Here is a 25,986-nt window from a genome sequence, read left to right as displayed (position 1 = left end):
GGTTAACGGCTGTTCACCAAAATCATCTCTCTCTTCACTTCTTGATCACTTTCACTGCGAAACACCTATGGTCACGGTGGCGAAATCATTCGGAGCCTGTTAGGAGAGATCACCTTTATAAATATGACGAGCATGTTTGATGAAACCGATTCGCAAGGCCGTTTTTCCAGTGGCCGGACTTGGAACCCGCTTTCTCCCTGCCACCAAAGCCATGCCGAAGGAAATGCTGGCCGTCGTTGACCGACCCGTTATCCAGTATGTGGTTGATGAAGCGCGCGAGGCAGGCATTGAGCATCTGATCTTCGTAACCGGTCGCAACAAGTCAGTGATTGAAGATCATTTTGATATTCAGGCCGAGCTGGAAGCCACATTGCGGGAGCGTGGCAAGCTGGAACAGCTGACCATTCTTGCAGAAGACCTGCCAAAACCCGGATCAACCAGCTTCACCCGCCAGCAGACACCGCTCGGGCTGGGCCATGCCGTCTGGTGCGCCCGCGAGCTTGTCGGTGATGAGCCTTTCGCTGTTCTTCTGCCAGACATGATCATGCAGGGCCGTCCCGGCTGTCTGACCCAGATGATGACGGGCTACGAGACATTCGGCGGCAATGTCATCGCTGTTGAGGATGCTGAACCAGAACATATTCACCGTTACGGTGTGGTCGGGATAGGCGAACAGACCGGTAATCTGTTTGAAATCACCGGCATGGTGGAGAAACCGTCCCGGGAACAGGCACCGTCCAATACGATCATCTCAGGGCGTTATATTCTTCAGCCTGAAATCTTCGATATTCTCTCCGATCAGGGAACCGGTGCCGGTGGCGAAATCCAGCTGACCGATGCCATGATCACTCTTGCCCAAACACAACGGTTCACTGGCGTACGCTATTCGGGTCATTTCTTTGATTGTGGCTCCAAGGTCGGCTTTCTGGCAGCCAATGTTGCCTTCGCGCTGGAGCGCCCCGACATCGCGCCGCATTTCCGCGCCGAGTTGCAGCGCCTTACCCGCCTGTCACCTGATCCGTCCTAAAGCGGGTTGTTGTTCGCCAAACCGGATCCCGCTTTGGCGCAACACATTTTAGGATGCAGGCCATTGCTATTGCTGAAGGCGCAGACCGAACACAATGCTGTTGGCGGTGAAATCCTCTCCGTCAACAGAACTGATAAAGCGCTCATGAGAGAACCGCGCCAGAGCCGACATGGCCCGGTTGATGCGATAGACCACACTGGCATTACCGGTGATCGTGGTCTCATCCCGGTCAATACCCATGAAGTGGCTGTGTGCCACGTCCACTTCCCCTTCAAGACCCCATTGCTCCGTGAGAGAATGAGCGACCGACAGGCCAGCCGTGTAGACCAGGCTTCCTGATGAATCGGCCAGTGTGGTGGATTCAACGCTTGTTCCGATATCAGCGGTAATCGTGGTCAGGGCTGTTGGTTCCCAGATAAGAGAGCCGTTGACTGATACGCCATTGATGTCATCAAGGCTGTCATCATCAAGGCGCGCATGAATAAACCCGATAGATGCCTCACCTGACAAGGTGCCCCGCAGGTCATAGGCTGTTCCCACCCGCGCAACAATAGCTGTTTCATCACGATTAAAGCCGCCGTCATCCACATTTTCATCGAACAGCTCACGCTCGACGACCAGTTCGGCAAAAGGACTGAAGGCCGGAGAGAGTTCGTAGGTGGCACGCAGACTGCCGGTAATCGTTGTGGAGTTCTGATCGTCGTTGGACCCGTCAGAGCCATCAGAAAGAGTTGTGCTGCCGAAAATCTGCCGCTCGACACCACCCCCTGCACGCAAAGTGAGGCGATTGAACTGTTTGCTTACAGCAACATCGCCCCCGAATGTATGAACAAGCGGTCCGGATTCTGCGTCCGAGTCAACATCCGCATCACTGGTGCCTGTACGATCCAGCGCATAAGTCAGCTCTGTTTCAACCTGCAGCGTGCCGCTCACATCAACCCGGCCACGCAATGATGCATCCAGAGATGGATCATCTTCCTCATCCGTATCCGGAAATGTCTCATATTCACCAGACAGGGTGGCGACCAGAGAATGACGGCTCCAGTTGGATTCAAGCACGATATCAGGCTCTATGGTCACAACGGATCCGGCCGCTCCGCCTGCCGACTCTTCCACATTGTCTGAATAGCCAACGGAAATATCGACAGATGGTCTGAGGATGAACGTTCCCAACTTGATCCCAAGCGCGTCATAGGGTTCAGCACGAACCTTTGGTGCGGGGCGACGGACAACCGGGGCTCTCAACACTGATGGACGGCTGAGCCTCAACTGCTCATCAAGGACCGTATTCCGCAATCTGAGGCCATCATCGTCATCATCATCAAGCGCGTCCACATCGGTCTCTGAGAGATCTGTCAGGGGATCACGGTCTTCAATCTCCGCATCCTGCAAATCAGCATCTGTCAGATCTCCGCTACCACGCAGAACGAAATCATCACCGGGCAAGGGTGCAGTGCCCGGCACTGACTGTGCCCAGGATACCGTTGCTGTGCCCAGAAGGAGACATGCGCCTGCCAGAAGGGAAATCCGAATCATAAATCAACTCAGTTAAGCCGACAGCAATCATCTGGAATCATTGTCGGATAGCGGCCTGATGATAATCTCGGAAAACCGTAGAGACTTATGGTTAACAAACCATGTGCGCACCGGTTGGTTACGCTTTGTTAACCCTAACGCCAATTCGCTCGACAACCGGGTTTTTTAGGTTCTGAATTAGCATTCATTTCACCATCACCGGATATTCTTGTTCCTCAAGGCTACAGGAAGCACGTTTGTCTTCCCAGGTTTAGGCCATGCTGAATTAGTACGGGGTATCAGATGGATCTGGCGACACTCATCGGAATGATAGGCGCGTTCGGCGTTGTTCTGGCCGCTATCTTTATCGGCGGTGACATCACCCAGTTTATTGATGTGCCATCCATGCTGATTGTTATCGGCGGTGGCCTTGCTGCAACCCTTGTCCGTTTTCCGCTGGCTGGGCTGATGGGCGCTTTTGCCACGGGCGGTGGCGTTGCCTTCAAGCACAAGAAGGTTGAGCCGCGGGATGTTATCGAGAAGGTTTCAGAGCTGGCAGATGTGGTCCGCAAGAGCGGCCCGCTTGGCCTTGAAGGCGTTACTGTCGATGACCCGATCCTCGCAAAAGGTGTCCAGTACATTGCCGATGGCTATGAGCCGAGCTTCATCAAGGATTCCATGGAACGTGAGCGTGATCTCTTCATTGAGCGTCTGAAAGAGGGCAAGCGCGTGTTCAAGGCCCTTGGTGACGCAGCGCCCGCCTTCGGCATGATCGGGACCCTGGTGGGCCTGGTGCAGATGCTTGCCAACATGGACGACCCGGCCGCTATTGGTCCGTCCATGGCTGTTGCGCTTCTGACAACTCTTTACGGCGCGCTTGTCTCCAACGTTATCTGTATTCCGATCTGTGACAAGCTGGATGCCAAACTGGATACGGAAGACCTGAACCAGACCCTGATCATTGATGGGATCATGCAGATCCGCGAGAACAAGAGCCCGGCACTGATCCGTGAAATGCTGATTGCCTATCTGCCGGAATCCCAGCGTGCCGCATTCCAGGAAGCCGCATAAGCGGCTCTTGAGAGGTTAGTTCAATGGCGAAGAAAAAAGCACCTGAAGGCGGAGGCGGCGCACCGGATTGGCTCGTGACTTTTGCCGATCTGATGTCTCTTCTCGTCTGCTTCTTCGTTCTGATCATCTCCTTCTCCATTCAGGACAAGGAAAAGCTGCAGGTCGTTGCCGGTTCCATGAAGGAAGCCTTCGGTGTGAAGGAAGTCGCCCGCAAGGCCGGCATGATCGAGATCGAGGGCGCACCAGTCAGGGATTTCGTCAAGTCGGTGGCCATTGAGCCGAAGGAAAATGATTCCGACTTTGCCCAGGACCGCCATAATCAGAAGACCAAGCAGGGACCTGAGGCGAACACACACGATATCGAGAAGACAGAAATCGAGCGTCCGCGCATGTTTGCAACAGCTGCGGCATCTCTTCGGCAGGCCTGGCAGGAACTGCCGGAAATCACGGAACTGTCCAAACAGATCATCGTCGAGGAGAACGAAGACGGTCTGAATATCCAGCTGATTGATCAGGATGGCCGGTCGATGTTCCCGGAAGGGTCAAAATTCCCTTATGAGACGACCCGTCGCCTGCTTGCCAAGATGGCTCCGGTGATGGCCAGTATGCCGAACCGCATCCTGATTACAGGCCACACCACAGCAGGAGCCCAGAACGGCAATCCCAGTTACACGTCCTGGGAGCTGTCCGCTGACCGGGCCAATGCCACGCGTCGCATTCTCACCGAGTTTGGCGTCATGCCGGACCGGTTTCACTCAGTGGTCGGCAAATCAGACACGGAACCGCTGTTCCCTAATGATCCCTATCTGACAGCGAACCGTCGGATCAGCATTCTTCTGATGGCAGAGGCACCACCGCTTCCTCTGGATCACCGTTTATAGAGGATCATGCGGTTTCCGGTTCTACTGTAAGAACAGCTCCGTCAGAGCCAGTGACCTTGACCCGGGTTCCCTCCCCGCAATCAGGCCCTGAAACACGCCAGTAAGTGTCATCTATCCGGACACGGCCTGTGCCGCTGCTGATCGCTTCATCAAGGACAAAGGACCGCCCGATAAAACGGGCGGATCGCTGATTGAGAAGCGGATCATCACTCTCTTCGGATTTTCCGGCATAGAACCGGCGCCCGGCAATTGCCGACACAATGGCAAGCACCACGAAAACAAGGGCCTGAATCTGCCAGCTCATCGGAATGACAAGGGCCAGAGCTCCTGTCAGGACTGCGCTGAGCCCAAACCAGAGCAGGAATGCCCCCGGAGCAACGATCTCAAGCCCGAGAAGGACTGCACCAAGAATAAACCAGCTCCAGTGGCCGAGACTGTCCAGTATCGTCATCATGGCGTCAGCTCTCACCATTGCCAGCAGTTGGAACGGATCCGCGTGCCCGACGAGCCGCTTTCTTGTCCTCGTCAAACGCATCCCTGGCAATCTCGGCGATACCGCCAAGCGCGCCGATGATTGATGAGGATTCCATCGGCAGGATCAGGGTCTTCTGATTAGGCGATGTGGCAAACTTGCCAAAGGCATCCACATAGCGGTTGGCTACAAAGTAGTTCACCGCCTGCACATCTCCCTCAGCAATCGCCTTGCTGACCATTTCAGTGGCTTTTGCTTCGGCTTCTGCGGCACGTTCACGGGCTTCAGCATCCCGGAATGCGGCCTCCTTACGGCCTTCCGCTTCCAGGATCTGCGACTGTTTCTGTCCTTCAGCCTTCAGAATTTCCGACTGCCGTTCACCTTCTGCCTCAAGGATACTGGCGCGTTTCTCTCGCTCGGCCTTCATCTGCCGGGCCATGGCATCCACCAGATCACGTGGTGGAACAATGTCCTTGATCTCAATTCGGGTGATCTTGATACCCCAAGGGGATGCTGCCGCATCAACCACCTGCAGAAGGCGGGCGTTGATCTCGTCACGATTGGACAGAAGCTGATCCAGGTCCATGGACCCCATTACGGTACGAATGTTGGTCATGGTGAGATTGAGGATAGCATTTTCGAGGCCACTGACTTCATAAGCGGCCTTCTGCGCTTCCAGAACCTGGAAGAAGGTCACTCCATCAACAGTGACTGTCGCGTTATCACGGGTAATGACTTCCTGGCTCGGAACATCAAGGACCTGTTCCATTACATTCATCTTGGCCCCAATCGTATCCACAAAGGGCACGATCAGGTTCAGACCAGGCTGAAGGGTTCGCGTATACCGCCCGAACCGTTCCACCGTGTAGTTGTAACCCTGATTCACCATCTTGACGCCAGCCATCAGGATGAAAATGGCGACCAGGACAACAACACCGACAAAAATCGTAAAACCGTCAACAATCATAGCTCTGCCTCACAAGCCCCACGGGTCAGATCAATTCATTTGAGTCGCATTAGGGTCAAGACTCATTGCTCATGCCCCTAAACAGGAGCCTACAGGACACAGGCGGACACGTCGCGCATTTCTGCACGAAATACGCGATTAATAGCCCGGAAATCCCCAGGGAGCCTGAAATAGAGTTTTCGCCAGTTTAAGAGAATCTCTAAAGCCAGCCCTTCAGTTCGTTCAGCGCGAGATCCCGGATAACAGCCATACCTTCCTCACTGTCATTGAGGCAGGGGATAGCCGCGAATTGTTCACCGCCGTTCTCGTGGAAATATTCGGCATTCTCACCGGCGATTTCCTCAAGAGTCTCAACACAATCAGCCGAGAAACCAGGCGTGATGACGGCCATGCGTTTGACACCGGATTTTGCCAGCGCCATCACCGTTTCATCTGTATAGGGCTGAAGCCATTCTTCCTTGCCGAAGCGCGACTGGAATGTCACCCGCAGGAAGTCTTCCGACCAGCCAAGCCGTTCACGCAACAGACGGGTCGTCTTGTAGCAATGGCAGTGATAGGGGTCACCCTTGTCAAAATAGCTTTTCGGCAGACCGTGATAGCTTGTCAGAATGACTTCGGGCTCAAAATCCAGCGCAGCAACGCCCTTCTCAAGCGAGACGGCCAGTGCCTCGATATATGACGGATGATCATGATAAGGTGGCAATGTCCGCACAGCCGGCTGCCAGCGCATCTGCATCAGGGCTTCAAACGCCTTGTCGTTGGCGGTGCCCGTTGTGGCTGCACTATACTGCGGATAGAGCGGCATCAGAAGGATACGCTCACATCCCTGTTTCTGCAGAGCTTCCAGACGGGACTTGATAGACGGATTGCCGTACCGCATCCCCCAATCCACAACAATCCGCTCATCGACACCAGCCATGTCAGCTGTAAGCTTTTCTGCCTGTGAGCGGGTGATGGTACGCAAGGGCGATTCATCCAGATCCTTGTTCCAGATTTCATCATACGCCTCACCGGACTTGCTCGGACGGGTGGTGAGAATGATGCCGTTCAGCACAAACCACCAGACAAGGCGCGGCGCTTCAATGACCCGCCGGTCAGACAGAAACTCTTTCAGATAACGGCGCATGGACCAGTAATCGGTCGCATCCGGTGTTCCCAGATTGATCAGCAACACTCCGATTTTGCCATAGTTTACATCGGGGTGGCCGCCAGGAAGCGTATGCTGCATTGAAGGTGCCTTGGGTTGGAAAATCATTGAGGGCTCGATTGTCTGAAACATAGGGCGTCGGTGGGAAAAGTCTAGGCTATAGACCAGGGTTCAGGCCTATAAATACGGAGAGAACAGGCATCAGGATCGCTTTATGGAGACGCGTCTGCCCCTGTTAGAAGAAAATTAACCCTGTGGCACTTCTGAAAAGGGGTGGGGAGGCGTCTTTACGCATGCAAATAGATAAATATAAAGACTTTCCTCACTAGGTTGGAGCTACTGATTTTATCGGGAAAGGGGCATTCCCGACCGCATATGAGCTGGGTAGCTGACGGATCAAGAATGACACAAAAAGACGATAAATGGTCTGAGATGCGTGCGCTTGTTGTTGATGACAGCCGCTTTTCGCGGTCGATCATGCGCAACCTTCTGGCCATGATCGGGATTACTCGCGTTATTGAAGCGGAAAGCGCTGAAACCGGTCTGATGCTGGTGCGTGACCGTGTGCCCGATTTCGTTATTCTGGACTGGGTTATGCCGGGCCTGTCAGGGGATGAATTTCTTGTTTCCCTGCGGTCTGAAGGATCTCCGGAGCTGAAATATATCCCTGTTCTTGTGGCAACTGCCGAAGCCAACAAGAAAAACGTTATCCGTGCCGCCAGACTTGGAGCAAACGGGGTCCTCTGCAAGCCATTTTCGGCAGAATTGCTCCGTCAGCGTTTAGCCTATGCGCTTGAGAACCAGTTCGCACTGCTGACTCCTCCGGCAAAACGCCGGAAGTCCTACGTAACCCTGCCGCCAATGCCAAGCGCAGCGCCGAACTATGGACCAGCCAGCCAGGCACCATCGCCCCCCAAAGTGAGACCCGAACGGCCCGAGCCGCAAGAAGAAGAAACCATTCTTCTTCTCTAGAATCAAAACTCGCTGCTCACACCTGATAGTCACGCTCGTCCGAGATGACCTTGCCATCATTGGGCAGGTCATCGGCAGAGATCAGATCGACCTCTGCTCGCAGCTTGGTGATGTCCTGGAAAGATCGAACCAGATCGTCAGACTGAAGCGATCCGTCCGTCACAGCCTTGAGCCTCACCGCATCCTGTTCACCCTGCCGCGAGACGATAAGCCGTGCTTTCAGGAGACCGGGATTACGCTTAACCAGTTGATCGACCTGTGCCGGATCGACAAACATACCCTTGATCTTGGTCCGCTGGTCAGCGCGCCCCATCCAGCCCTTGATCCGGGTATTGGTCCGGCCACACGGACTTTCACCGGGCAGGATCGCGGTCAGGTCACCAGTCCCGAACCGAATCAACGGGTAGACCGGATTGAAGTTGGTCACGACCAGTTCGCCGACCTCTCCCGGTGTACACAGATCGCCGGTTCCGGGCCGGACAATTTCCACAATAAAATCTTCATTGACGATCATGCCGTCGCGCGCGCTACTCTCATAAGCGATAACGCCCAGGTCAGCGGTGGCATAGCATTGTGACGTGGAGACGCCACGCTCTTCATATTCAGCCCGGAGAGACGGGAATAATGCGCCGCCTGATACGAGAGCCTTTGAGATGGACGATGCATCCTTTCCGGCCTCATCGGCCTGATCAAGAAGGATCTTCAGATAGTCCGGTGTTCCCGTATACCCGGTTGGCCGTAAGGCAGCGATGGCATCAATCTGTTGTTCTGTATTGCCGACACCTGCCGGGAAAACAGCACAGCCAAGGCCTCGTGCTGCGGTATCAAGAATAAAACCGCCAGGGGTCATATGATAAGAAAAGGCGTTGTGGACCACATCGCCCGGACGAAAGCCCGCAGCAAAAAGTGCCCGTGCACCGCGCCACTGATCGTCTCCCCGTGCCTGAGGCTCCCAGACAGGTCCCGGGGACAGGAAAATCCGCTCGAACCCTTCAACACCCGATGTCACCAGACCACCAAATGGTGCGTTCTCGGTCTGGGCCTGCATGAGATCTGTCTTCCGCAAAACCGGAAGCCGGGCCAGGGCTTCTCTGGTTGTCAACTCGTCAACATCGACATCCGCAAACCTGCTGCGCCAGCCCTCTGCCTTCTCAATCGCCTGCCTGATGAGATCGGGCAAGCGCGCCATGAGATCAGTATCCCGCTCGTCTGAAGACCGGGTTTCAAGGGCGTCATAATGATCAGTCATCAGTCTGGCCTACTCAGAAATAGAGAAACAAATGAAACAGCACACCTGAAGAAGGGCGTCAGGCAAGCCACCGCTTGCGGCGCTTGTAGTGTTTAACATTCTTGAAGGATTTACGCCCTTCACCACCAACACCGAGATAGAATTCTTTCACATCCTCATTCTCACGCAGGGCGGATGCTTCGCCATCCATCACCACGCGACCGCTTTCGAGAATGTAGCCATATTTGGCATATTTCAGGGCCACATTGGTATTCTGCTCCGCCAGAAGGAACGACACCCCTTCCTGCTCATTCAGCTTGCGGACGATCTCGAAGATCTCCTCAACAAGCTGTGGTGCCAGACCCATGGAGGGTTCATCCAGCAGGATCATGTCGGGCTTCGACATCAGTGCGCGCCCAATGGCACACATCTGCTGCTCACCGCCGGATGTGTATCCAGCTTGGGATGACCGGCGCACCTTGAGGCGCGGGAAATAATCATAGACCAGTTCCAGATCACGCTTGATCGCAGCGCTGCCATCCTTTCGCGTATAAGCACCGGTCAAAAGGTTTTCCTCAACCGACAGATGGCCAAAGCAATGCCGGCCTTCCATCACCTGAATACAGCCGCGCCGGACCAGCTCGTTCGGATTAAGCGCCTGGATTTCCTGATCCTTGAAGACGATTGACCCTTTGGTCACATCACCGCGTTCTGCACCGAGCAGATTGGAAATCGCTTTCAGGGTCGTGGTCTTGCCTGCACCATTTGCGCCCAGAAGCGCCACAATGCCACCTTTCGGTACTGTCAGGGAAACACCTTTCAGGACCAGAATGACATGATCATAGATGACCTCGATATTGTTCACCGACAGAATGGGCGCAGTTTGCGCGTCCGCGGTGTCGATCTGATCTGTCATCAGGGCATCCTTTCAGGCAATCACTTAAACAGCTCGGCATTCTTAGAGTTGGACAGGCCCGCAAGTGTCTGCGGGCCTGTCCGTTGCGTCACCTGTCAGCCATTACAGGCCGTCACAGGCCAAGGCTTGTTGTTTTCGGCATATTCCTTGGCCTTGGCAGCTTCCAGAGGCTCAATGGCTGCACGATCAGGCGTGAGATGATCACTGGCCTGAACGAATTTCGTGCCGTCCCATTCAAGCATCCAGCCACCGCCATGGCCGGTGTGATTGCTGCAGGACGTGGAGAACGGCACGGTCATGCCACCCATGCCCAGCTCTTTCAGCTTGGCCTCATCAACATTGAGGTTCTCAAGACCCCAGCGGAGCTGTTCGGCATTGATGATCTTGGAATCGAAATGAGCCTGGGCTGCTTTGATGCCTTCCACCAGGATCATCGAGATCACCAGTCCACGCTGATAGAAGACCGTATTGGCATCAGCAGGGTCTGCCAGAAGCGATTTCCCGGCATCAATCACGTGTTTCTTGACATCTGCCATGACCGGGTAATCACCAGGCACATTCCAGCTGATGGACTTGTAACCCTTACCCTTGTCGCCAACCACACGCATGTCGTTGTCATGACCGGACCACCAGACGCCGACGAATTTCTCCATCGGGAAGCGGGTCTTAACGGCTTCGGTCAAGGCACCGGTATTCATGGCACCCCAGCCCCACATGATCACCCAGTCCGGGCGCTCACGACGGATCTGCAGCCACTGGGCCGACTGGTTCTGCATTTCCTTCAGACCAACCGGGATAGGCAACAGCTTGAAGCCGTGTTTTTCCGACATGGCACTGAGGAGCGGCAGAGGTTCCTTGCCATACGGGTGATCCAGGTGAAGAAGTGCCACCTTCTGACCCTTGAGGCTGTCGAGATCACCGCCTGAAATATGCTTCAGGATCATGGATGCCGCATCCCAATAGGACGCTGGCGGGTTAAAGCCCCACTGGAACACACTGCCATCAGACATGGGTGAGAAACCGTAGCCTGGAGCAAGAATGGGGATCTTGTCCACATTGGTGCGCGGCAGGACCTGAAGGGTAATGCCGGTGGACCAGGGCTGGGTCACAATCGCCTTGCCCTTGGTTTTTTCATAACACTCAACACCCTTATTGGTGTTGTAGCCGGTCTCACATTCATCATAGCCGAGCTTGACGCCATTGACGCCACCATCGCGGCTGTTCAGCATCTCGATATAGTCGCGCTGACCGTTCATCAACGGAGTGCCCGTCGCTGCAAACGGTCCCGTCCGATAGGACAGGTTCGGAATGTAAAGCTCTTCGGCCTGCACAGCCGTTGTCGCGACAACCGTCGAGGCGGCTATCCCGGCTGCAAGCGCAATCCAGTTTCGTCTTCTCATTCTTTTCTCCTCCGTCGTGGTTATGTCCAGCCGCAAGGGTCCTCCAAACCCTGCCTGATCGCAGGTGCGATCTAGTGCGGGAACGGCCAGATTATCAATTTCTCCCTGATGACCGCCCAGAACCTTGCCAGTCCGTGCGGCTCAACAATCAAAATGGTTACAATCAGTGCACCGATGATCATGTCATTGATATGCTCGAATGTGGCCGAGCTTACCGGGATGCCAAGCGCATCCGGAATAACATTCAGGATGACAGGCAGCGCTACAATCAGAATGGCCCCGAGAAAATTGCCGAGAATACTGCCCAATCCGCCGATGATTGCGATGAACAGGATCAGAAAGCTCAGCTCGATATCAAACAGGTTCGGCTCGGCAGCCCCCTTGAAGAAGAACACCAGAAGCGCACCGGCGATACCGACAATATAGGAGCTGACGGCAAAAGCCGTGAGCTTGGCCCGCATCAGATTAATCCCCACCAGCTCGGCTGCGATATCCATATCACGCACCGCTTTCCAGGTGCGGCCATAGCGGCCACGGGTGAGATTGATCGTCAAAAGCGTAATGACGGTTACGGTGACCAGCACGAAATAATACTGGGTGACAGGTGTGGCCGTCGGCCCTGTGACAGTGAGGCCAAACAGGTCCAGCGTGCGCACCTCAATAGCTCCCGACGCATTGTAATTGTAGAGCCAGCCCGCTTTCTCAAACAGCCAGACCAGAAAGAACTGGGCCGCCAGCGTGGCAATCGCCAGGTAGAACCCTTTGATTCTGAGAGATGGCAGGCCGAAAGCAACGCCAACTGCCGCGGAAAAGAAACCGGACAGAAACAGCGCGATCACAATGTTCATCTCGGGGAAAATTGTCGTGAGCTTGTAGCAGGCATAGGCCCCAACGCCCATGAAGGCTCCTGTCCCCAGAGACAATTGCCCGGCAAAGCCCGTGAGGATATTTAGCCCCAGCGCCGCAAGCGCATAGATCAGCACCGGCACCAGAAGCGCCCGGAAGGCAAATTCGCTCGCCACCATTGGCAGGATGACATAGGCAACGGCCAGCACAATGCCAAGAAGGATCGCATCCTGCCGGATGGGATAGAGTGCCTGATCGGCAGAATAGGTCGTTTTGAACTGACCGGCGGTTCTGTAAAACATGTTCCGTCTCTCCGATCAGATACGCTCGATGATCTTCTCGCCGAACAGGCCCTGTGGCCGGAACAGCAGAACAATCAGCGCGAAGATAAAGGCAAACCAGGTCTCCGTATTGCCACCGAGGAACGGCTGTCCCCAATAGATCTCGAACAGCTTTTCCAGAATGCCGATAGCCAGACCGCCGATAATGGCGCCACTGACGGATTCAAGGCCGCCAAGCATCAGAACCGGCAATGCCTTGTATGCAATTACTTCCAGGGCGAAGGACACACCGGCCCTGGCTCCCCAGACAATGCCGGTCACCAGGGCAATGACCCCAGCGATGAACCAGACCAGAACCCAGATGGTCGAGAGGGAAATCCCCACTGACAGGGCCGCCTGATGGTCATCTCCAAGAGCGCGAATGGCGCGGCCCATGGATGACTTGTTGAGGAAGGTCAGCAGCCCCACCACCAGCAGAATGGCTAGCGCAACAGCTGTCACATCTTTCTCCTCAATCAGCAGGAAACCGCCAAACGGCTCAAATTCCAGACTGCCGACGGGAATGCCGAGCTGCTCGGTAATCATCACCTTGTTTTCGCCGCCAAAGACGAATTCACCAAAACCGATCAGGAACAGGGTGACACCGATTGTCGCCATGAACAGAACAATATCCGGCTGGTTGATCAGAGGCCTGAGGACCACCCGTTCAATGCCAAAGGCAAGGCAATACATAACAAGCAGTGTCAGCGGGACCGCGGCCCAGGCCGGAACACCATTCTCGTGCAGCCCCACAAGTGTGAGGGCGGCAAACACCACCATGATGCCCTGGGCAAAGTTGAAGATGCGCGATGACTTGAAAATCAGCACGAAGCCAAGAGCAATCAGCGCATACAGAACACCCGAGACCAGCCCTTCCCAGAGCACCTGCATCAGAAAGTCTGGCGCTGCGGCCATTTGCACGAACGGGTCGACAAAAACTGTGTAAAGCGTATCCATAATCTCTCCCCGCCCTTAATCGTGTGAAACGCCAAGATAGGCGTCGATCACGTCCTGATTGGCCTGCACGTCCTCAGGGATTCCATCCGCAATCTTGCGTCCGTAATCCAGAACGACCACCCGGTCCGACAGGTCCATCACCACCCCCATGTCATGCTCAATCAGAGCAATGGTGGTGCCATATTGCTGGTTCACATCCAGGATGTAGCGGGACATGTCTTCTTTTTCTTCAAGGTTCATGCCCGCCATGGGTTCATCAAGCAAAAGAAGATCCGGCTCCATGGCCAGCGCCCGGGCAAGCTCAACCCGCTTCTGCAGACCATAGGGCAAACGCCCCACCGGAGTACGCCGGATATGCTGGATTTCGAGAAAATCGATGATCTCCTCCACCTTGCGACGGTGTTCGATTTCCTCCTGCTGAGCCCTGCCCCAATAAAGACACTGCCAGAAGAACCCGGCCTTCATCATGTAGTTGCGACCGGCCATGATGTTATCCAGCGTCGACATGCCCTTGAAAAGAGCCACATTCTGGAATGTGCGGGCAATGCCCTGCCCCACGGCCTGATCGGCTCGCATGTTGTTGCGCACCTGCCCGCGGAAGGTAATGGTTCCCTCCTGCGGGTGGTAGAAACCATTGATCACATTGAGCATCGAGGTCTTGCCAGCCCCGTTGGGGCCGATAATGGCTCTGATCTCGCCTTTGTAGACATCAAACGAGATGTCCGAAATCGCCTTCACGCCACCAAAACTGAGGGAGACGTTTTCCACGTTCAGCAGGGTTTCCGATGCAGATGAGGTCCCGGTCGCCGTGCTGTCCGCTGTCATATGCATGGTCATTCCGCAGCCTCCTGCCCGGCCTCTACAGGGAAGGTGGTTACATCCCGGATTTCAACGGTGGCGGCCAATTGCCCTTTGCGTCCGTCCTCAAAGGTCACCTCTGTTGAAATATACTTCTCAGCAGACCCGTCATAGAGCGCTTCAATCAGCTCACCATAACGTTCCGTAATGAACTTGCGGCGCACCTTCTGGGTCCGGGTCAGCTCACCATCATCCGCATCAAGCTCCTTATGCAGAACGAGGAACCGGTGAATCTGGCTCTGTGCCATCATCGGTTCTCTGGCCAGATCCGCATTCACCTGGGCCACATGCTCCTCAATAGTCTTGTAGACATCCGGGTGGGCCGCCAGTTCCTGATAGGACGCATAGGGGATGTTGTTCCGCTCTGCCCAGTTCCCCACTGCGGTCAGGTCGATATTGACAAAACAGGTACAGAAATCGCGGTCGCTGCCAAACGCCACCACTTCTTTCACATTGGGGAAGAACTTCAGTTTGTTCTCGACATATTTGGGCGCGAACATGGCCCCGTCATTGAACTTGCCCACATCCTTGGCCCGATCGATAATCTTCAGGTGGCCGCGATTGTCGATGAAACCGGCATCACCCGTCAGCACCCAGCCGTCTTCGGTCTTGGTATCCCGTGTGGCGTCATCATTCTTGAAATAACCGACAAAGACCCCGGGGCTGCGATAGTGCACCTCGCCATTATCCGCAATGCGGATCTCAACGTCCTGGGCGGGCTTACCCACTGTATCTGAGAAAATCTCGCCATCAGGCTGCACGGTTACGTAAACGGAGGCTTCCGTCTGGCCGTAAAGCTGTTTGAGATTGATGCCAAGAGAGCGGTAAAAGCGGAAAATCTCCGGCCCGATTGCTTCACCGGCCGTATAGCCTATCCGTACTTTCGAGAACCCAAGAGCATCCTTAAGTGGTCCATAGACCAGCATGTCACCGAGCTTGTAAAGCAGGCGGTCCGCAAGTCCTGTCGGCTTGCCGTTGAGGATATCCTCGCCAACCCGGTCCGCCACCTTCAGGAAGGTGTCAAACATGGCCTTTTTCAGCCGACCTGCATCCTCCATGCGGATCATAATATTGGTGAGCAGGGTCTCAAAGGTACGCGGCGGTGCAAAGAAGAAGCTGGGGCCGATCTCCCTCAGATCGTGCATCAGGGTTTCCGCACTTTCCGGACAGGCAACGCAGAATCCGGACCAGTAGGACTGCCCATAGGAGAAAACGTGATCTCCCACCCAGGCAAGAGGCAGATAGGCTACTGCCTCATCCGCATCTGTCATCTGGTCCATTTCACAGGCATTGCGGGCCGAAATCAGCAGATTGTCATAGGACAGCATCACACCCTTGGGACGCCCTGTTGTGCCGGAGGTATACAGCATCACGCTCAGGTCGGAACCACAGGCTCTGTTGATCCCGTCCAGCCAGTTCTCAACCGCAGAGGTGTCCTCGGCCATTGCGGCACGACCCAGCTCCTGAACCTGGTCAATGCTGTGAAGGGCAGAATGGTCATAATCTCGCAAACCACGCGGATCATCATAGACAACCTGCTCGAGGCAGGTCACAGTTTCCGCAATAGACTGAACCTTGTCAGTCTGTTCCTGATTTTCGACAATGGCTATACGAGCCTCGGCGTGCTCCAGCACATAGGCCATCTCTTCAGCAACCGAATCAGCATAGACAGGAACCGGAACAGCACCAAGAGTCTGAACGGCTGCGAAGGTCCAGTACAATCGCGGCCGGTTGGAGCCGACAATGGCCACCTTCTCGCCAGACTGAACACCAAGCTGTTTCAGACCGAGGGAATAGATTCTGACCTCCTCCAGAACCTCTCCCCAGGTCCAGGTCTGCCAGATCCCGAGATATTTCTCGCGAACCGCTGGCCTGGAGCCGCGAATACGCGCATTCCTGATCAACAGTTTCGGAAATGTATCCAGCGCATCGCTGGCCGGTGAACGCGCACCTTCCATCTACTGCTCCTCCCTGACTCACGGTTTTACCCGGAGTCTTTTTTCTCCCGGTAAGAAGCTAGCACAGGATCACATCAGTATTTCAACCCCTTAAAGCGAGTTTATTGCACCAGGAGCCCTAGACATAAGTTTAGGGGTGGTAGAATCCTGCCAGTCAATTCAGATAATTGCCTTGTGGTATCTGAGAGTTGCGCAGAAACAGCTTGATGACAGACAATCTGATCTGGTTCTATTCAGCTGCAATCTGGCGCTCATCGTTCTGATATTCTTCCATCAGACGATCCCACTCGGCACAGGCTTTCTTCTGGGCTTCAGCCCGGACAGGGCCAAAACCACGAATACGCTCAGGCATTCGCGCAAGTGTCAGCGCCGTCATCCAATGGTCAGCCGTGAGTGTTTCTGCAAGGTGTTCAACCGTTCTCTGATAGCGCCTGAGCAGTGCACGGTCTGCCCGCCGGTCGCTGGAATAACCGAATGGATCAAGCGGCGTTCCGCGCAGCGGACGCAGAAGACGCAAAAGACGGAAAACAGTCCGAACCCAGCCGCCATAGGCTTTCTTTTCCGGACGCCCGGTCTTTGGGTCATGACGGGCAAAAAGCGGTGGCGACAAGTGGAATGTCAGACTGCTCCAGCTTTCGAATTGCGCTTTCAAATCAGCCATGAACTCAGCCGACAGAAACAGTCGCGCCACTTCATATTCATCCTTATAGGCCATCACCTGGAAGAGATTGCGGGCAACAGCTTCAGTCACCGCTGTCTCTTCCCCGATGCCGCTCTCAGCCTGCCGGATTTTTTCCACAAGCCGGGTATAACGGCGGGCATAGGCATGCCCCTGATAGGCTTTCAGTTCATCCGCGAAATATTCCACAAGCTCATCAAACGTCTGCGGCTTTGAAGTCCCCGTGCCTGTGCTCGTGTCTGTATCCGTATCATGCTCGTTTAAAACATCCGGATTGTGGGCCAGAACACGACCGGCACGAAAGGCATCCAGATTGGTATCCACATTGACGCCATTCAGCTTAATCGCCTGATAGAGCGCCTCACGGCTGATCGGCAGACCACCTGACTGCCAGGCAAACCCCAGCAGCAACATATTGGCCGCCATCGTATCCCCAAAGAGACGGCGCGCTGCTGCCTGCGCATTGACAAATTTTGCCCTGCCTTTGCCTGCAGCCTTATCGAGTGCCTGCTGCAGGCGGCGGCTCGGCAAGGAAAAATCGGCGTTGCGGGTGAAATCCCCCGGCATGATCTCATGGGTATTGGCGACCACGACGGTCTCGTTCTGGCGGATGGCGGACAACACCTTGCTTGACCCGGCGACGACAATATCGCCACCGAGAACCAGGTCAGCCCCACCCGCAGCAATACGGATGGCCTTGATCCCGTCCCGGTTCGGAGCCAGCCGGATATGGCTTGCGACGGGTCCGCCTTTCTGAGCAAGGCCTGCCATATCGATGATACCGCATCCCTTGTTTTCCAGATGAGCCGCCATGCCGATAATAGCACCGATGGTGACGATACCCGTCCCGCCAACGCCGGTTACGACAATACCGTAATTCCTGTCCAGCTCGGGAAGCTCCGGTTCCGGCACCGGTTGCCGCAGCAGCTCATAGGCATCTTTTTGCGGAGCTCCCTTGCGCAATATACCGCCACTAACCGTTACAAAACTCGGGCAGAAGCCTTTCTGACAGGAAAAGTCCTTGTTGCAGGCAGACTGATCAATCTCCCGCTTACGGCCAAAAACTGTCTGCTTTGGCACCACAGCAACACAGTTGGACTGGGTTCCGCAATCACCACAGCCCTCACAGACCCGATGATTGATGAACAGCCTGCGATTCGGGTCAACCATTTGTTTGCGCTTGCGACGACGGCGCTTTTCCGCCGCACAAGTCTGGTCAAAAATCAGAACTGACAGACCCCGTGTACGGGCCAGATCCTTCTGCACCTCATTCAACCGGTCCCGGTGATGAATCCCCACCCCTCGCGGCCAGGCCGTGGATCTCGGGTAGCGGCCCGGATCTTCACTGACGACCGCAACCTTGCGAGCACCTTCGGCGGTGACCTGGGCTGCGATATCGAACACCGTCAGGTCACCGTCATTCTTCTGCCCGCCGGTCATCGCGACCGCATCATTGTAGAGAATTTTGTAGGTGATATTGACGCCCGATGCCGCAGCGGCCCTGATCGCCATGGATCCGGAATGGTTATAGGTCCCGTCGCCGATATTCTGGAAAACATGAGAGCGTGTGGAAAACGGAGCCTCGCCAATCCAGTTGGCCCCCTCACCGCCCATCTGGGTATAGCCTTCAGTATTCCGATCCATCCACTGAACCATGTAGTGACAGCCAATCCCGGCATAGGCGCGCGTCCCATCAGGAATGACCGTTGACGCATTATGAGGGCAGCCCGCGCAGAAATAAGGCCGACGCGTGGCGATCTCGATTGCACTCCCCGCCCGCTCTTCCATCACCTTCAGCCGGGCTACACGATCCGCCAGATCATCATCCGGTTCGATTGCCAGAAGTTCCTCACCGATGGCGATGGCAATCCGGTTGGAATCAAGCGCGCCCTTTGATGGAAACAGCCAGTTGCCATGGCTGTCCTTTTTGCCCACAAGACGTGGCTGATGGGGACGCCCATAGAGGATATCCTTCATCTGCCCCTCAATCAGGCTGCGTTTTTCCTCAACCACCACAAGGCTCTGCAGACCGAAGGCGAACCGCTCTACGCCTGTTGGCTCAAGCGGCCAGGTACAGCCGATCTTGAACAGGCGAATACCGAAATGAGCACCTCGCACCTCATCAATGCCAAGAGTATCCAGCGCCTGCAGCACATCCAGATAGGATTTCCCGGCCGCTGCAATCCCGAGGCGCGGGCGCATGCCGCCAGACCAGGTGACCCGGTTGAGACCATTGGCCAAAACAAAGGCCATGGCTGCCGGAAGCTTGACCTCATGCAGGCGCGCCTCCTGCTCAAGCGGTGTCGCACCCAGCCGGATATTGCACTCTTCAGCACCCTTCCGTTCTGGCAGGGAAACGGTCAGCCGATCAAACACACCATCAATGGAGGCGGTTGATTCCACATTGTCCTTGACGCATTTGATCCCTGCCCAGACCCCTGCATAGCGGGACAACTCCCAGCCGAGCAGGCCATAATCGATAATCTCCTGCACCCCTGACGGGTTCAGGACCGGCATCATGGCATCAACAAAAGCAAATTCAGATTGATGGGCCGTGGTGGATGATTCACAGGTATGGTCATCCCCCATCAGGGCAATGACGCCACCATTGGCTGATGTGCCTGCCAGATTGGCATGCCGGAAAGCATCACCGGACCGGTCTGCTCCCGGCCCCTTGCCGTACCAAAGCCCGAACACACCATCAAACCGCCCCTCACCACGCAGTTCGGCCTGCTGGGCGCCCCAGAGGGCAGTGGCAGCCAGATCTTCGTTGATTCCCGGCTGGAACAGAATATCGGCAGCCGTCAGCTGGATTTCGGCATTCCACAATTGCTGATCAAGGCCACCAAGGGGAGAGCCTCGATAACCGGTTACATAACCGGCCGTATTCAGCCCATTGGCCCGATCTCTGGCTTTCTGCATCAGAAGAAGCCGGACAATTGCCTGCGTGCCGGAAATAAAAACCGGCGATGTATCCAGATCATACTTGTCCGACAACCGGACAGAACGAAGCTGCATATGCCCTCCCGAATGACATCAGCCCACCCTCTCTGAAGCCAAGACTATAGGAGCCACCTGCGTCTTGAAAGAGGCCGAACGGAGACAAGCAGAATATTACCGTAACAATTGCGCCAGAGGCCGCATTTTGCCAAACTGGAAACAGGGTCGAGACACATAAACTCAGAAGGTCCACACATGCACGATCATGACGAACACGGCTCGGAACTCTCGGAAATGACCCTGAGAGTGAAGGCTCTGGAGACGATTCTCACGGAGAAGAATTACATTGATCCTGCAACACTGGATGAGCTGATCGACATCTATGAAAACAGGGTCGGACCGCAGAATGGCGCGCATGTGGTCGCAAAGGCCTGGACAGACCCCGATTTCAGAACATGGCTTCTGGATGATGCAACCGCAGCCATTGCATCACTTGGCTATATCGGCCGGCAAGGCGAGCACATGGTCGCGGTGGAAAACACCGACAGTCTCCACAATGTGGTCGTCTGCACCTTATGCTCCTGTTATCCGTGGCCTGTTCTGGGGCTGCCACCGGTCTGGTACAAATCAGCCCCCTATCGCTCCCGCGTGGTGATGGATCCTCGTGGCGTGCTGGCCGAGTTCGGTACGGTCCTCCCGGACAGCACATCAATCAAGGTCTGGGATTCAACCGCAGAAGTGCGCTATCTGGTGATCCCCCAGCGACCTGATAACACGGATGGCTGGTCTGAAGAGGCACTTGCTGCGCTTGTCACCCGGGACAGTATGATCGGAACCGCGCTGGCACAAACGCCCGGGGAGACCTCCTCATGAACGGACCTCATGACCTTGGCGGCCAGATGGGGCACGGCCCCATCAATCCGGAAGCGGATGAGCCTCTGTTTCATTCGGAATGGGAACGACGGGCCTTTGCCGTCACACTTGCTGTAGGGGCAACCGGTTCCTGGACCCTTGATCAATCCCGTCATGCGCGGGAAAACCTGCCTCCGACCACTTATCTATCCAGCTCCTATTACCGGATCTGGACACTGGCGCTTGAAAAGCTGCTGACTGATGTAGACCTGGTCAGCCGGGATGAGCTTGATGCGGGAGAGAGTCTGAGGGATGGCCGGACAGTCAAGCGCGTCTTGCAGAAAGATGCGGTGGAAGAAACCCTGTCGAAGGGCGGGCCGGTGGACAGGCCACAAACCTCTGCGCCTCTGTTCAAGCCCGGTGACCGCATTCGCACGATCAATGATCATCCAACAGGGCATACCCGCCTGCCCCGCTATGCCAAAGGCCGCCCTGGCATCATCAGCGCCATAAATGGCTTTCATGTTTTCCCAGACACCAATGCCCATGGCGGCGGCGAGAAACCGCAATGGCTCTATAATGTTTCATTCAGCGGAGAAGACCTGTGGGGTCGCGATGCAGAACCCGGACTGACCATACAGCTTGACCTTTGGGAGGCCTATCTTGAGCCAGTTGAGTGAGACAGACCGGCTGCTGGATGACCTGCCATCCATCCCGCGCGATACCAACGGCCCGGTCTTTGCCGAGCCCTGGCATGCCCAGGCCTTTGCCTTGACCCTGTCGCTCCATAAGGCAGGGCTGTTTGACTGGACGGAGTGGGCCAGCATGCTAGGGGCAACCCTGGAAGATGCCCGGCAGAACGGGGATCCGGATACAGGCGACACCTATTATCAGCATTGGCTGACGGCGCTTGAACGGATCGTTTTTGCCAAGGGACTTGCATCGCCGGACCAGCTTTCCGGCCTGCGTCATGCATGGCAGGACGCCGCGCGGTCAACACCGCACGGCAAACCGATCATCCTGCCTGATGACTGGCGTCAGAACGTGATGCCGGACTGATAGGCTGCCAGAAACAGCACCACGCCCAGAGCCGTAATCAGCAACGCGCCGGATACGCCCACCACATCAGCGGCAATGGCCATACGCCCCGGCGTTCCGCCAGCAAGGCGCAGAGCCCTGTCGCGCATGAAAACCGCAAAGGCTGACAGCGCGGAAACGGTCAGCGCGGTCCCTGCCGCCATGGCGAATGTGGCAAGCGCACCAATCCAGAACAGATCAATCCGCAGCGCAAAGACCAGAACAATCAGGGCTCCCGAACATGGTCTGAGCCCGACCGCAAGAATAGCCGACAGGGCGGCCTTCAGGGTCAGCGGGCCCGTCAGCTGATCCGGAGCAGCCACATGGGCATGACCACAGCTTGAGCAATGTCCGTCATGGGCATGATGATGGTGGTGGTGATCATCATGGTCATGACCGTGATCATGATGGTGGTGCTCGTGGTGATGGTCCTCATGATCATGGTGCCCGTGGTGATGACTGTGCGCTGGCTTGCGCCACCGGTTCAGCAACACTGTGCCGCGCTGTTTCAGGAGCCAAAGCCCCAGAAGAATGATCAGTGCATAACTTCCCAGCTCCAGCACCTGTGTGGTTTCCGTAATGGCAATCGATGTGAGATTGAGCAGAACCGCAGCAATGCCGATAAACACAATGGCTGTGATGGCCTGTGCCGCAGATGCTGCGCAGGAGATCAGAATACCCCGCTTCAGAGTCTCGCCGCTGGCCAGCATATAGGTGCTGATGACCACTTTGCCGTGACCCGGTCCGGCCGCATGAAAGACACCATAGGCAAAGCTGAGGCCTATCAGGAGGAAAGCCGCATCAGGCCGCTCCCGAAATGCTTTCAGGGCAGCAATCAGATCCTGATAGAACGCACTCTGCCAGGCAGCAATGGTTGCCAGCCATGATCCCCACCATCCATCGGAACCGGCACCTGCGGTCCTTTCGGGAACTGCAACACCGAATGGTGTATTTGCCAGAACATCACCTGAACCGGCAGCGAAAACGAGCACAAAAAGCCCGAAAACAGCATATTTTGTCAGGCGCATGAGACATGGATTCCGTTCACCAGAGATGCGGCATAGGGTTTCAGCTCTTCAGGCAGTTCACCAATATCTGCAGGCAGAGCATTCAGCCGGTCGATGATGTCGACCGGAAGGTCCTTGGGTCGGACAACCTTTGCCGAGCAGGCCTGAGATCCGGCCAGAAGAGCAGGCTGCTCATCGGCAAAACCGAAATCTACAAAGAAGGTGGAATCATAGACATCAACCACCAGCTTTTCCGAGACCGGAACCGGCTTCTGCAGTGGCAGATCGAAATGCAGGATCAACCGATCGCCCTGATATGCCAGCCAGTAGTTTGTCGGCTCACTGAAAGGCAGGTCAGTCTCTCCAAGAGTGGCGAATGTGAAGTAATCAAATTCCTTCAGTGAGGTAACATTGACCTCGGCCAGTTCCTGAAGTTCTTCCCGTGTATAGATCCCGTCACCATTGGCATCCAGGCCCTGGATTGCAAACGCGCTGAAACCTTCATCAAAGGTCCAGGCATGACGAACCCGTGCCATCTGGGAATTCTCGAACATGACGGTGGTTTGTGCGCTGACCCAGACATGGGGATGGGCAGCAGCAGAGCCGTGCGTGACCAGCAATGCAATCAGCATCGCTGCAACAGACCAAAATCTCATTATCCGTTCCTCTGATCCTGTGTCATCTCAGACCCTGAGAAGGAGATAAGGCATATTCACGGCAAAACCAATGGAACATGTGCTGAATGCCGCTCAAAATGAGGAAATTTTTCCCCTATCACAGTTAAATATCAAATATTTTATCTCAAAAAACCTTCTAAATCAGACCAATAAGCCAATATTTCTTAGAAAATGAAATACAATAAGCAGATAAATAAAAATGGGAAACCGGAGCTTGTAACCATGACTGCCATGCCGCGTACGCTGGCCCTCGCCACACCTTTCGATCATGTTGAATTTCGCGGGCATGAGCAGATTGTCTTCTGCCGAGACGAGGCTTCCGGTCTTTCAGCCATCATTGCCATACACAATACCAACCTTGGACCAGCCGTTGGCGGATGCCGGATGTGGCCTTATGAAACCCACGAAGCAGCCCTGACGGATGCGCTCCGCCTGTCTCGTGGCATGACGTATAAGAACGCACTGGCCGGTCTGGAGAATGGCGGTGGCAAGGCCGTCATTATCGGCAACCCCAAAACGGACAAGAGCCCGGAGCTTTTCAAGGCCTTCGGCCGCCATGTCCAGCGCCTTGCGGGGGGCTATATGACCGGCGAGGATGTGGGCATCACGCCAGAGGACATGGAGCAGGTCGCAACCGAAACACCCTATGCGCTGGGTATTCTGTCCAATGGCCTTGGAGACCCCAGTCCCTACACTGCGGAAGGAGTCTTTCTCGGCATCAAGGCCGCTGTGCGCCATCGGCTGGGTTCCGACAGCCTGTCCGGTCTCAGCGCCTCGGTGCAGGGGCTTGGCCATGTGGGATATTCCGTCGCCCGGCATCTGCACGCGGCTGGCGTCACACTGCTGGTCAGCGACATCAATCCGGAGAGCACCCGACGGGCCCGCGAAGAATTCGGTGCAACGATCATCCAGCCGGATGAAGCCCATCGTGCCGATGTGGACCTGTTTGTCCCCTGTGCTCTGGGTGGCGGGCTCAACAAGACGACAATTCCCGAAATCCGTGCTGCCATTGTTGCCGGTGCTGCAAACAACCAGCTTGCTCATGATGAAGATGGCATCCGCCTCATGCAACGCGACATTCTCTACGCGCCGGATTATGCCATCAATGCTGCCGGCGTTATCTCCATCGTTCTGGCCCGCCCGGACGAACCGGATACGAAGGTGCGCGCAAAAATGGCCGGGATCGATGCAACGCTCACGGAAATCTTCTCCCGTTCACAGGCTGAGGGTCAGCCAACCAATGTGGTTGCCGACAGGCTGGCGGAAGAACGCTTCAACCGCTCACTATAGGGTTTATCCAGCTCAGAAGGTTTGGCCGCTCTTTGTGGCGCGGTCAAACCAGGCCACCATAAAATCAACAAAGGCACGGACCTTGCCGGACATATGACGCCGGTGAGGAAAAACCACATATACCCCGGCGGCCCGGCTTTCAGCCATATAGTCGTCCAGAACCAGCTCCAGCTCCCCGCGCTCCACCTCTTCCCGGACCATGAAATAGGGCACAATGCCGAAACCAAGATCCGTCAGCATAGCCGCTTTAGTGGCATGCGGGCTGTTCACCTCGACCCGACCACCCACCGGCACCAGAACCCGTTCACCCTCCACCATGAAGGACCAGCGGGACCGGGACACTGTGTTGACATCCGACACGCAAGGCAGATTTGCAAGGTCAAGCGGCGTCTCCGGGCGGCCAACCTTTTCAATCAAACGTCTGGAACCACATATGGCGATACGGAACGGTGCCAGTTTCCGGGCGATCAGACTGGTGTCTTTCAGCTCTGAAATCCGGATTGCCACGTCAATCCCCTCTTCAATCAGGTCGATCTGACGATCCTCTGATTTGAGCTGAAGAGAGACATCAGGCTGGGCTTCCAGAAACTCCATGATGGCCGGGCTGAGCACCTCGTCACCAAACGTGCGCGGCACGCTCAGCTTCAGAACACCATGGGGGTTACGGTTCTTTTCCTTGAGACCATTATGCAGCATATCGAGTTGCTCGATCACCTGCCGGGCATCCTGCACATAGATCTCGCCTGCCTCAGTCAGGGATAATTGCCGCGTGGTGCGATAAAGCAGCCTTACGCCCAGTTCATCCTCAAGCTCCCGGACATATTTTGACACAAGCGCCTTGGATCGCCCCATATCACGGGCAGCCGCTGAAAATCCTCCACTCTCAACCACCTGCAGGAATGTTCTCATTCGAGTGAGCGTATCCATGG

The 25,986-nt window shown here is 55.5% G+C and carries 23 protein-coding genes; 8 read left to right on the top strand and 15 right to left on the bottom strand.

Annotation, left to right across the window (positions count from 1 at the left end; all coding sequences use genetic code 11):
• The first annotated feature begins 139 nt into the window (after positions 1–139).
• The gene (gene galU / locus RA157_RS08035; RefSeq protein ID WP_350335944.1) at positions 140–1,027 is read left to right on the top strand and encodes a UTP--glucose-1-phosphate uridylyltransferase GalU; all 888 of its coding nucleotides are present in this window, start codon (positions 140–142) and stop codon (positions 1,025–1,027) included.
• Between the two features lie 66 nt (positions 1,028–1,093).
• On the opposite strand, the gene RA157_RS08030 is transcribed toward galU, so the two are convergent.
• Positions 1,094–2,563, bottom strand: coding sequence for an outer membrane beta-barrel protein (locus RA157_RS08030; protein WP_350335943.1), 1,470 nt, complete (start codon positions 2,561–2,563; stop codon positions 1,094–1,096).
• A 282-nt stretch (positions 2,564–2,845) separates the two neighbouring features.
• On the opposite strand from RA157_RS08030, the gene RA157_RS08025 reads away from it, so the two are divergent.
• Both RA157_RS08025 and RA157_RS08020 read left to right on the top strand, forming a co-directional pair.
• Positions 2,846–3,613 (top strand): motility protein A, encoded by a 768-nt coding sequence (locus tag RA157_RS08025; protein WP_350335942.1) that lies wholly within the window; start codon positions 2,846–2,848, stop codon positions 3,611–3,613.
• A 23-nt stretch (positions 3,614–3,636) separates the two neighbouring features.
• Complete coding sequence (locus RA157_RS08020; RefSeq protein ID WP_350335941.1) at positions 3,637–4,494, top strand: flagellar motor protein MotB; 858 nt, start codon at positions 3,637–3,639, stop codon at positions 4,492–4,494.
• A 4-nt stretch (positions 4,495–4,498) separates the two neighbouring features.
• Here the strand turns inward: RA157_RS08020 and RA157_RS08015 are convergent, their stop codons facing one another.
• The 3 genes from RA157_RS08015 to hemH form a co-directional block, all read right to left on the bottom strand.
• Positions 4,499–4,948, bottom strand: a complete 450-nt coding sequence (locus RA157_RS08015) for an NfeD family protein (protein ID WP_350335940.1) — start codon at positions 4,946–4,948, stop codon at positions 4,499–4,501.
• A gap of 4 nt (positions 4,949–4,952) precedes the next feature.
• Positions 4,953–5,933 carry an SPFH domain-containing protein gene (locus RA157_RS08010; protein ID WP_350335939.1) on the bottom strand — a complete coding sequence of 327 codons (981 nt, stop codon included), beginning with the start codon at positions 5,931–5,933 and terminating at the stop codon, positions 4,953–4,955.
• Positions 5,934–6,132: 199 nt separating this feature from the next.
• Positions 6,133–7,161, bottom strand: coding sequence for a ferrochelatase (hemH, locus tag RA157_RS08005; RefSeq protein WP_350335938.1), 1,029 nt, complete (start codon positions 7,159–7,161; stop codon positions 6,133–6,135).
• A gap of 321 nt (positions 7,162–7,482) precedes the next feature.
• Between hemH and RA157_RS08000 the strand changes: the two genes are divergently transcribed.
• Positions 7,483–8,052, top strand: a complete 570-nt coding sequence (locus tag RA157_RS08000; protein WP_350335937.1) for a response regulator — start codon at positions 7,483–7,485, stop codon at positions 8,050–8,052.
• Between the two features lie 16 nt (positions 8,053–8,068).
• Here RA157_RS08000 and RA157_RS07995 read toward each other — a convergent pair whose 3' ends face one another.
• From RA157_RS07995 to RA157_RS07960, 8 genes are all read right to left on the bottom strand, one after another.
• Entirely contained in the window at positions 8,069–9,301 is a 1,233-nt protein-coding gene (locus RA157_RS07995) for a phenylacetate--CoA ligase family protein (protein WP_350335936.1), read from the bottom strand.
• A 58-nt stretch (positions 9,302–9,359) separates the two neighbouring features.
• Positions 9,360–10,196 (bottom strand): ABC transporter ATP-binding protein, encoded by an 837-nt coding sequence (locus tag RA157_RS07990; RefSeq protein WP_350335935.1) that lies wholly within the window; start codon positions 10,194–10,196, stop codon positions 9,360–9,362.
• Positions 10,197–10,291: 95 nt separating this feature from the next.
• Positions 10,292–11,596, bottom strand: a complete 1,305-nt coding sequence (locus RA157_RS07985; RefSeq protein WP_350335934.1) for an ABC transporter substrate-binding protein — start codon at positions 11,594–11,596, stop codon at positions 10,292–10,294.
• A gap of 71 nt (positions 11,597–11,667) precedes the next feature.
• Positions 11,668–12,744 (bottom strand): branched-chain amino acid ABC transporter permease, encoded by a 1,077-nt coding sequence (locus tag RA157_RS07980; RefSeq protein WP_350335933.1) that lies wholly within the window; start codon positions 12,742–12,744, stop codon positions 11,668–11,670.
• 15 nt (positions 12,745–12,759) lie between these two features.
• On the bottom strand, positions 12,760–13,719 hold the full coding sequence (locus tag RA157_RS07975) for a branched-chain amino acid ABC transporter permease (protein WP_350335932.1): 960 nt from the start codon (positions 13,717–13,719) through the stop codon (positions 12,760–12,762).
• Positions 13,720–13,734: 15 nt separating this feature from the next.
• Positions 13,735–14,556, bottom strand: coding sequence for an ABC transporter ATP-binding protein (locus tag RA157_RS07970; protein WP_350335931.1), 822 nt, complete (start codon positions 14,554–14,556; stop codon positions 13,735–13,737).
• Positions 14,553–16,535, bottom strand: coding sequence for an AMP-dependent synthetase/ligase (locus RA157_RS07965; protein ID WP_350335930.1), 1,983 nt, complete (start codon positions 16,533–16,535; stop codon positions 14,553–14,555). Before RA157_RS07965 ends, RA157_RS07970 begins: the two co-directional genes overlap by 4 nt.
• Before the next feature lie 229 nt (positions 16,536–16,764).
• The gene (locus tag RA157_RS07960; RefSeq protein ID WP_350335929.1) at positions 16,765–20,232 is read right to left on the bottom strand and encodes an indolepyruvate ferredoxin oxidoreductase family protein; all 3,468 of its coding nucleotides are present in this window, start codon (positions 20,230–20,232) and stop codon (positions 16,765–16,767) included.
• A 177-nt stretch (positions 20,233–20,409) separates the two neighbouring features.
• Between RA157_RS07960 and nthA the strand changes: the two genes are divergently transcribed.
• The 3 genes from nthA to RA157_RS07945 are packed head-to-tail and all read left to right on the top strand — an operon-like array spanning position 20,410 to position 22,065.
• Entirely contained in the window at positions 20,410–21,027 is a 618-nt protein-coding gene (nthA, locus tag RA157_RS07955) for a nitrile hydratase subunit alpha (RefSeq protein WP_350335928.1), read from the top strand.
• Positions 21,024–21,686, top strand: a complete 663-nt coding sequence (nthB, locus tag RA157_RS07950) for a nitrile hydratase subunit beta (protein WP_350335927.1) — start codon at positions 21,024–21,026, stop codon at positions 21,684–21,686. Before nthA ends, nthB begins: the two co-directional genes overlap by 4 nt.
• On the top strand, positions 21,670–22,065 hold the full coding sequence (locus tag RA157_RS07945; RefSeq protein ID WP_350335926.1) for a nitrile hydratase accessory protein: 396 nt from the start codon (positions 21,670–21,672) through the stop codon (positions 22,063–22,065). The genes nthB and RA157_RS07945 overlap by 17 nt, the downstream gene beginning before the upstream one ends.
• On the opposite strand, the gene RA157_RS07940 is transcribed toward RA157_RS07945, so the two are convergent.
• On the bottom strand, positions 22,044–23,111 hold the full coding sequence (locus tag RA157_RS07940; RefSeq protein ID WP_350335925.1) for a nickel/cobalt transporter: 1,068 nt from the start codon (positions 23,109–23,111) through the stop codon (positions 22,044–22,046). The two genes, RA157_RS07945 and RA157_RS07940, sit on opposite strands and share 22 nt — an antisense overlap.
• Positions 23,102–23,746 carry a DUF1007 family protein gene (locus RA157_RS07935; RefSeq protein WP_350335924.1) on the bottom strand — a complete coding sequence of 215 codons (645 nt, stop codon included), beginning with the start codon at positions 23,744–23,746 and terminating at the stop codon, positions 23,102–23,104. The genes RA157_RS07940 and RA157_RS07935 overlap by 10 nt, the downstream gene beginning before the upstream one ends.
• 243 nt (positions 23,747–23,989) lie before the next feature.
• Between RA157_RS07935 and RA157_RS07930 the strand changes: the two genes are divergently transcribed.
• A complete protein-coding gene (locus RA157_RS07930; RefSeq protein ID WP_350335923.1) occupies positions 23,990–25,057 on the top strand; it encodes a Glu/Leu/Phe/Val dehydrogenase dimerization domain-containing protein in 1,068 nt (355 codons plus the stop codon).
• A gap of 12 nt (positions 25,058–25,069) precedes the next feature.
• Here RA157_RS07930 and RA157_RS07925 read toward each other — a convergent pair whose 3' ends face one another.
• A complete protein-coding gene (locus RA157_RS07925; RefSeq protein WP_350335922.1) occupies positions 25,070–25,984 on the bottom strand; it encodes a LysR family transcriptional regulator in 915 nt (304 codons plus the stop codon).
• Positions 25,985–25,986: the final 2 nt, after the last annotated feature.

The sequence above is a fragment of the Coralliovum pocilloporae genome (assembly GCF_030845175.1).
GTDB lineage: Bacteria > Pseudomonadota > Alphaproteobacteria > Rhizobiales > Cohaesibacteraceae > Coralliovum > Coralliovum pocilloporae.
Note: the sequence above shows the minus strand (reverse complement) of the source record. Positions and strands in the feature narration are given on the sequence as shown.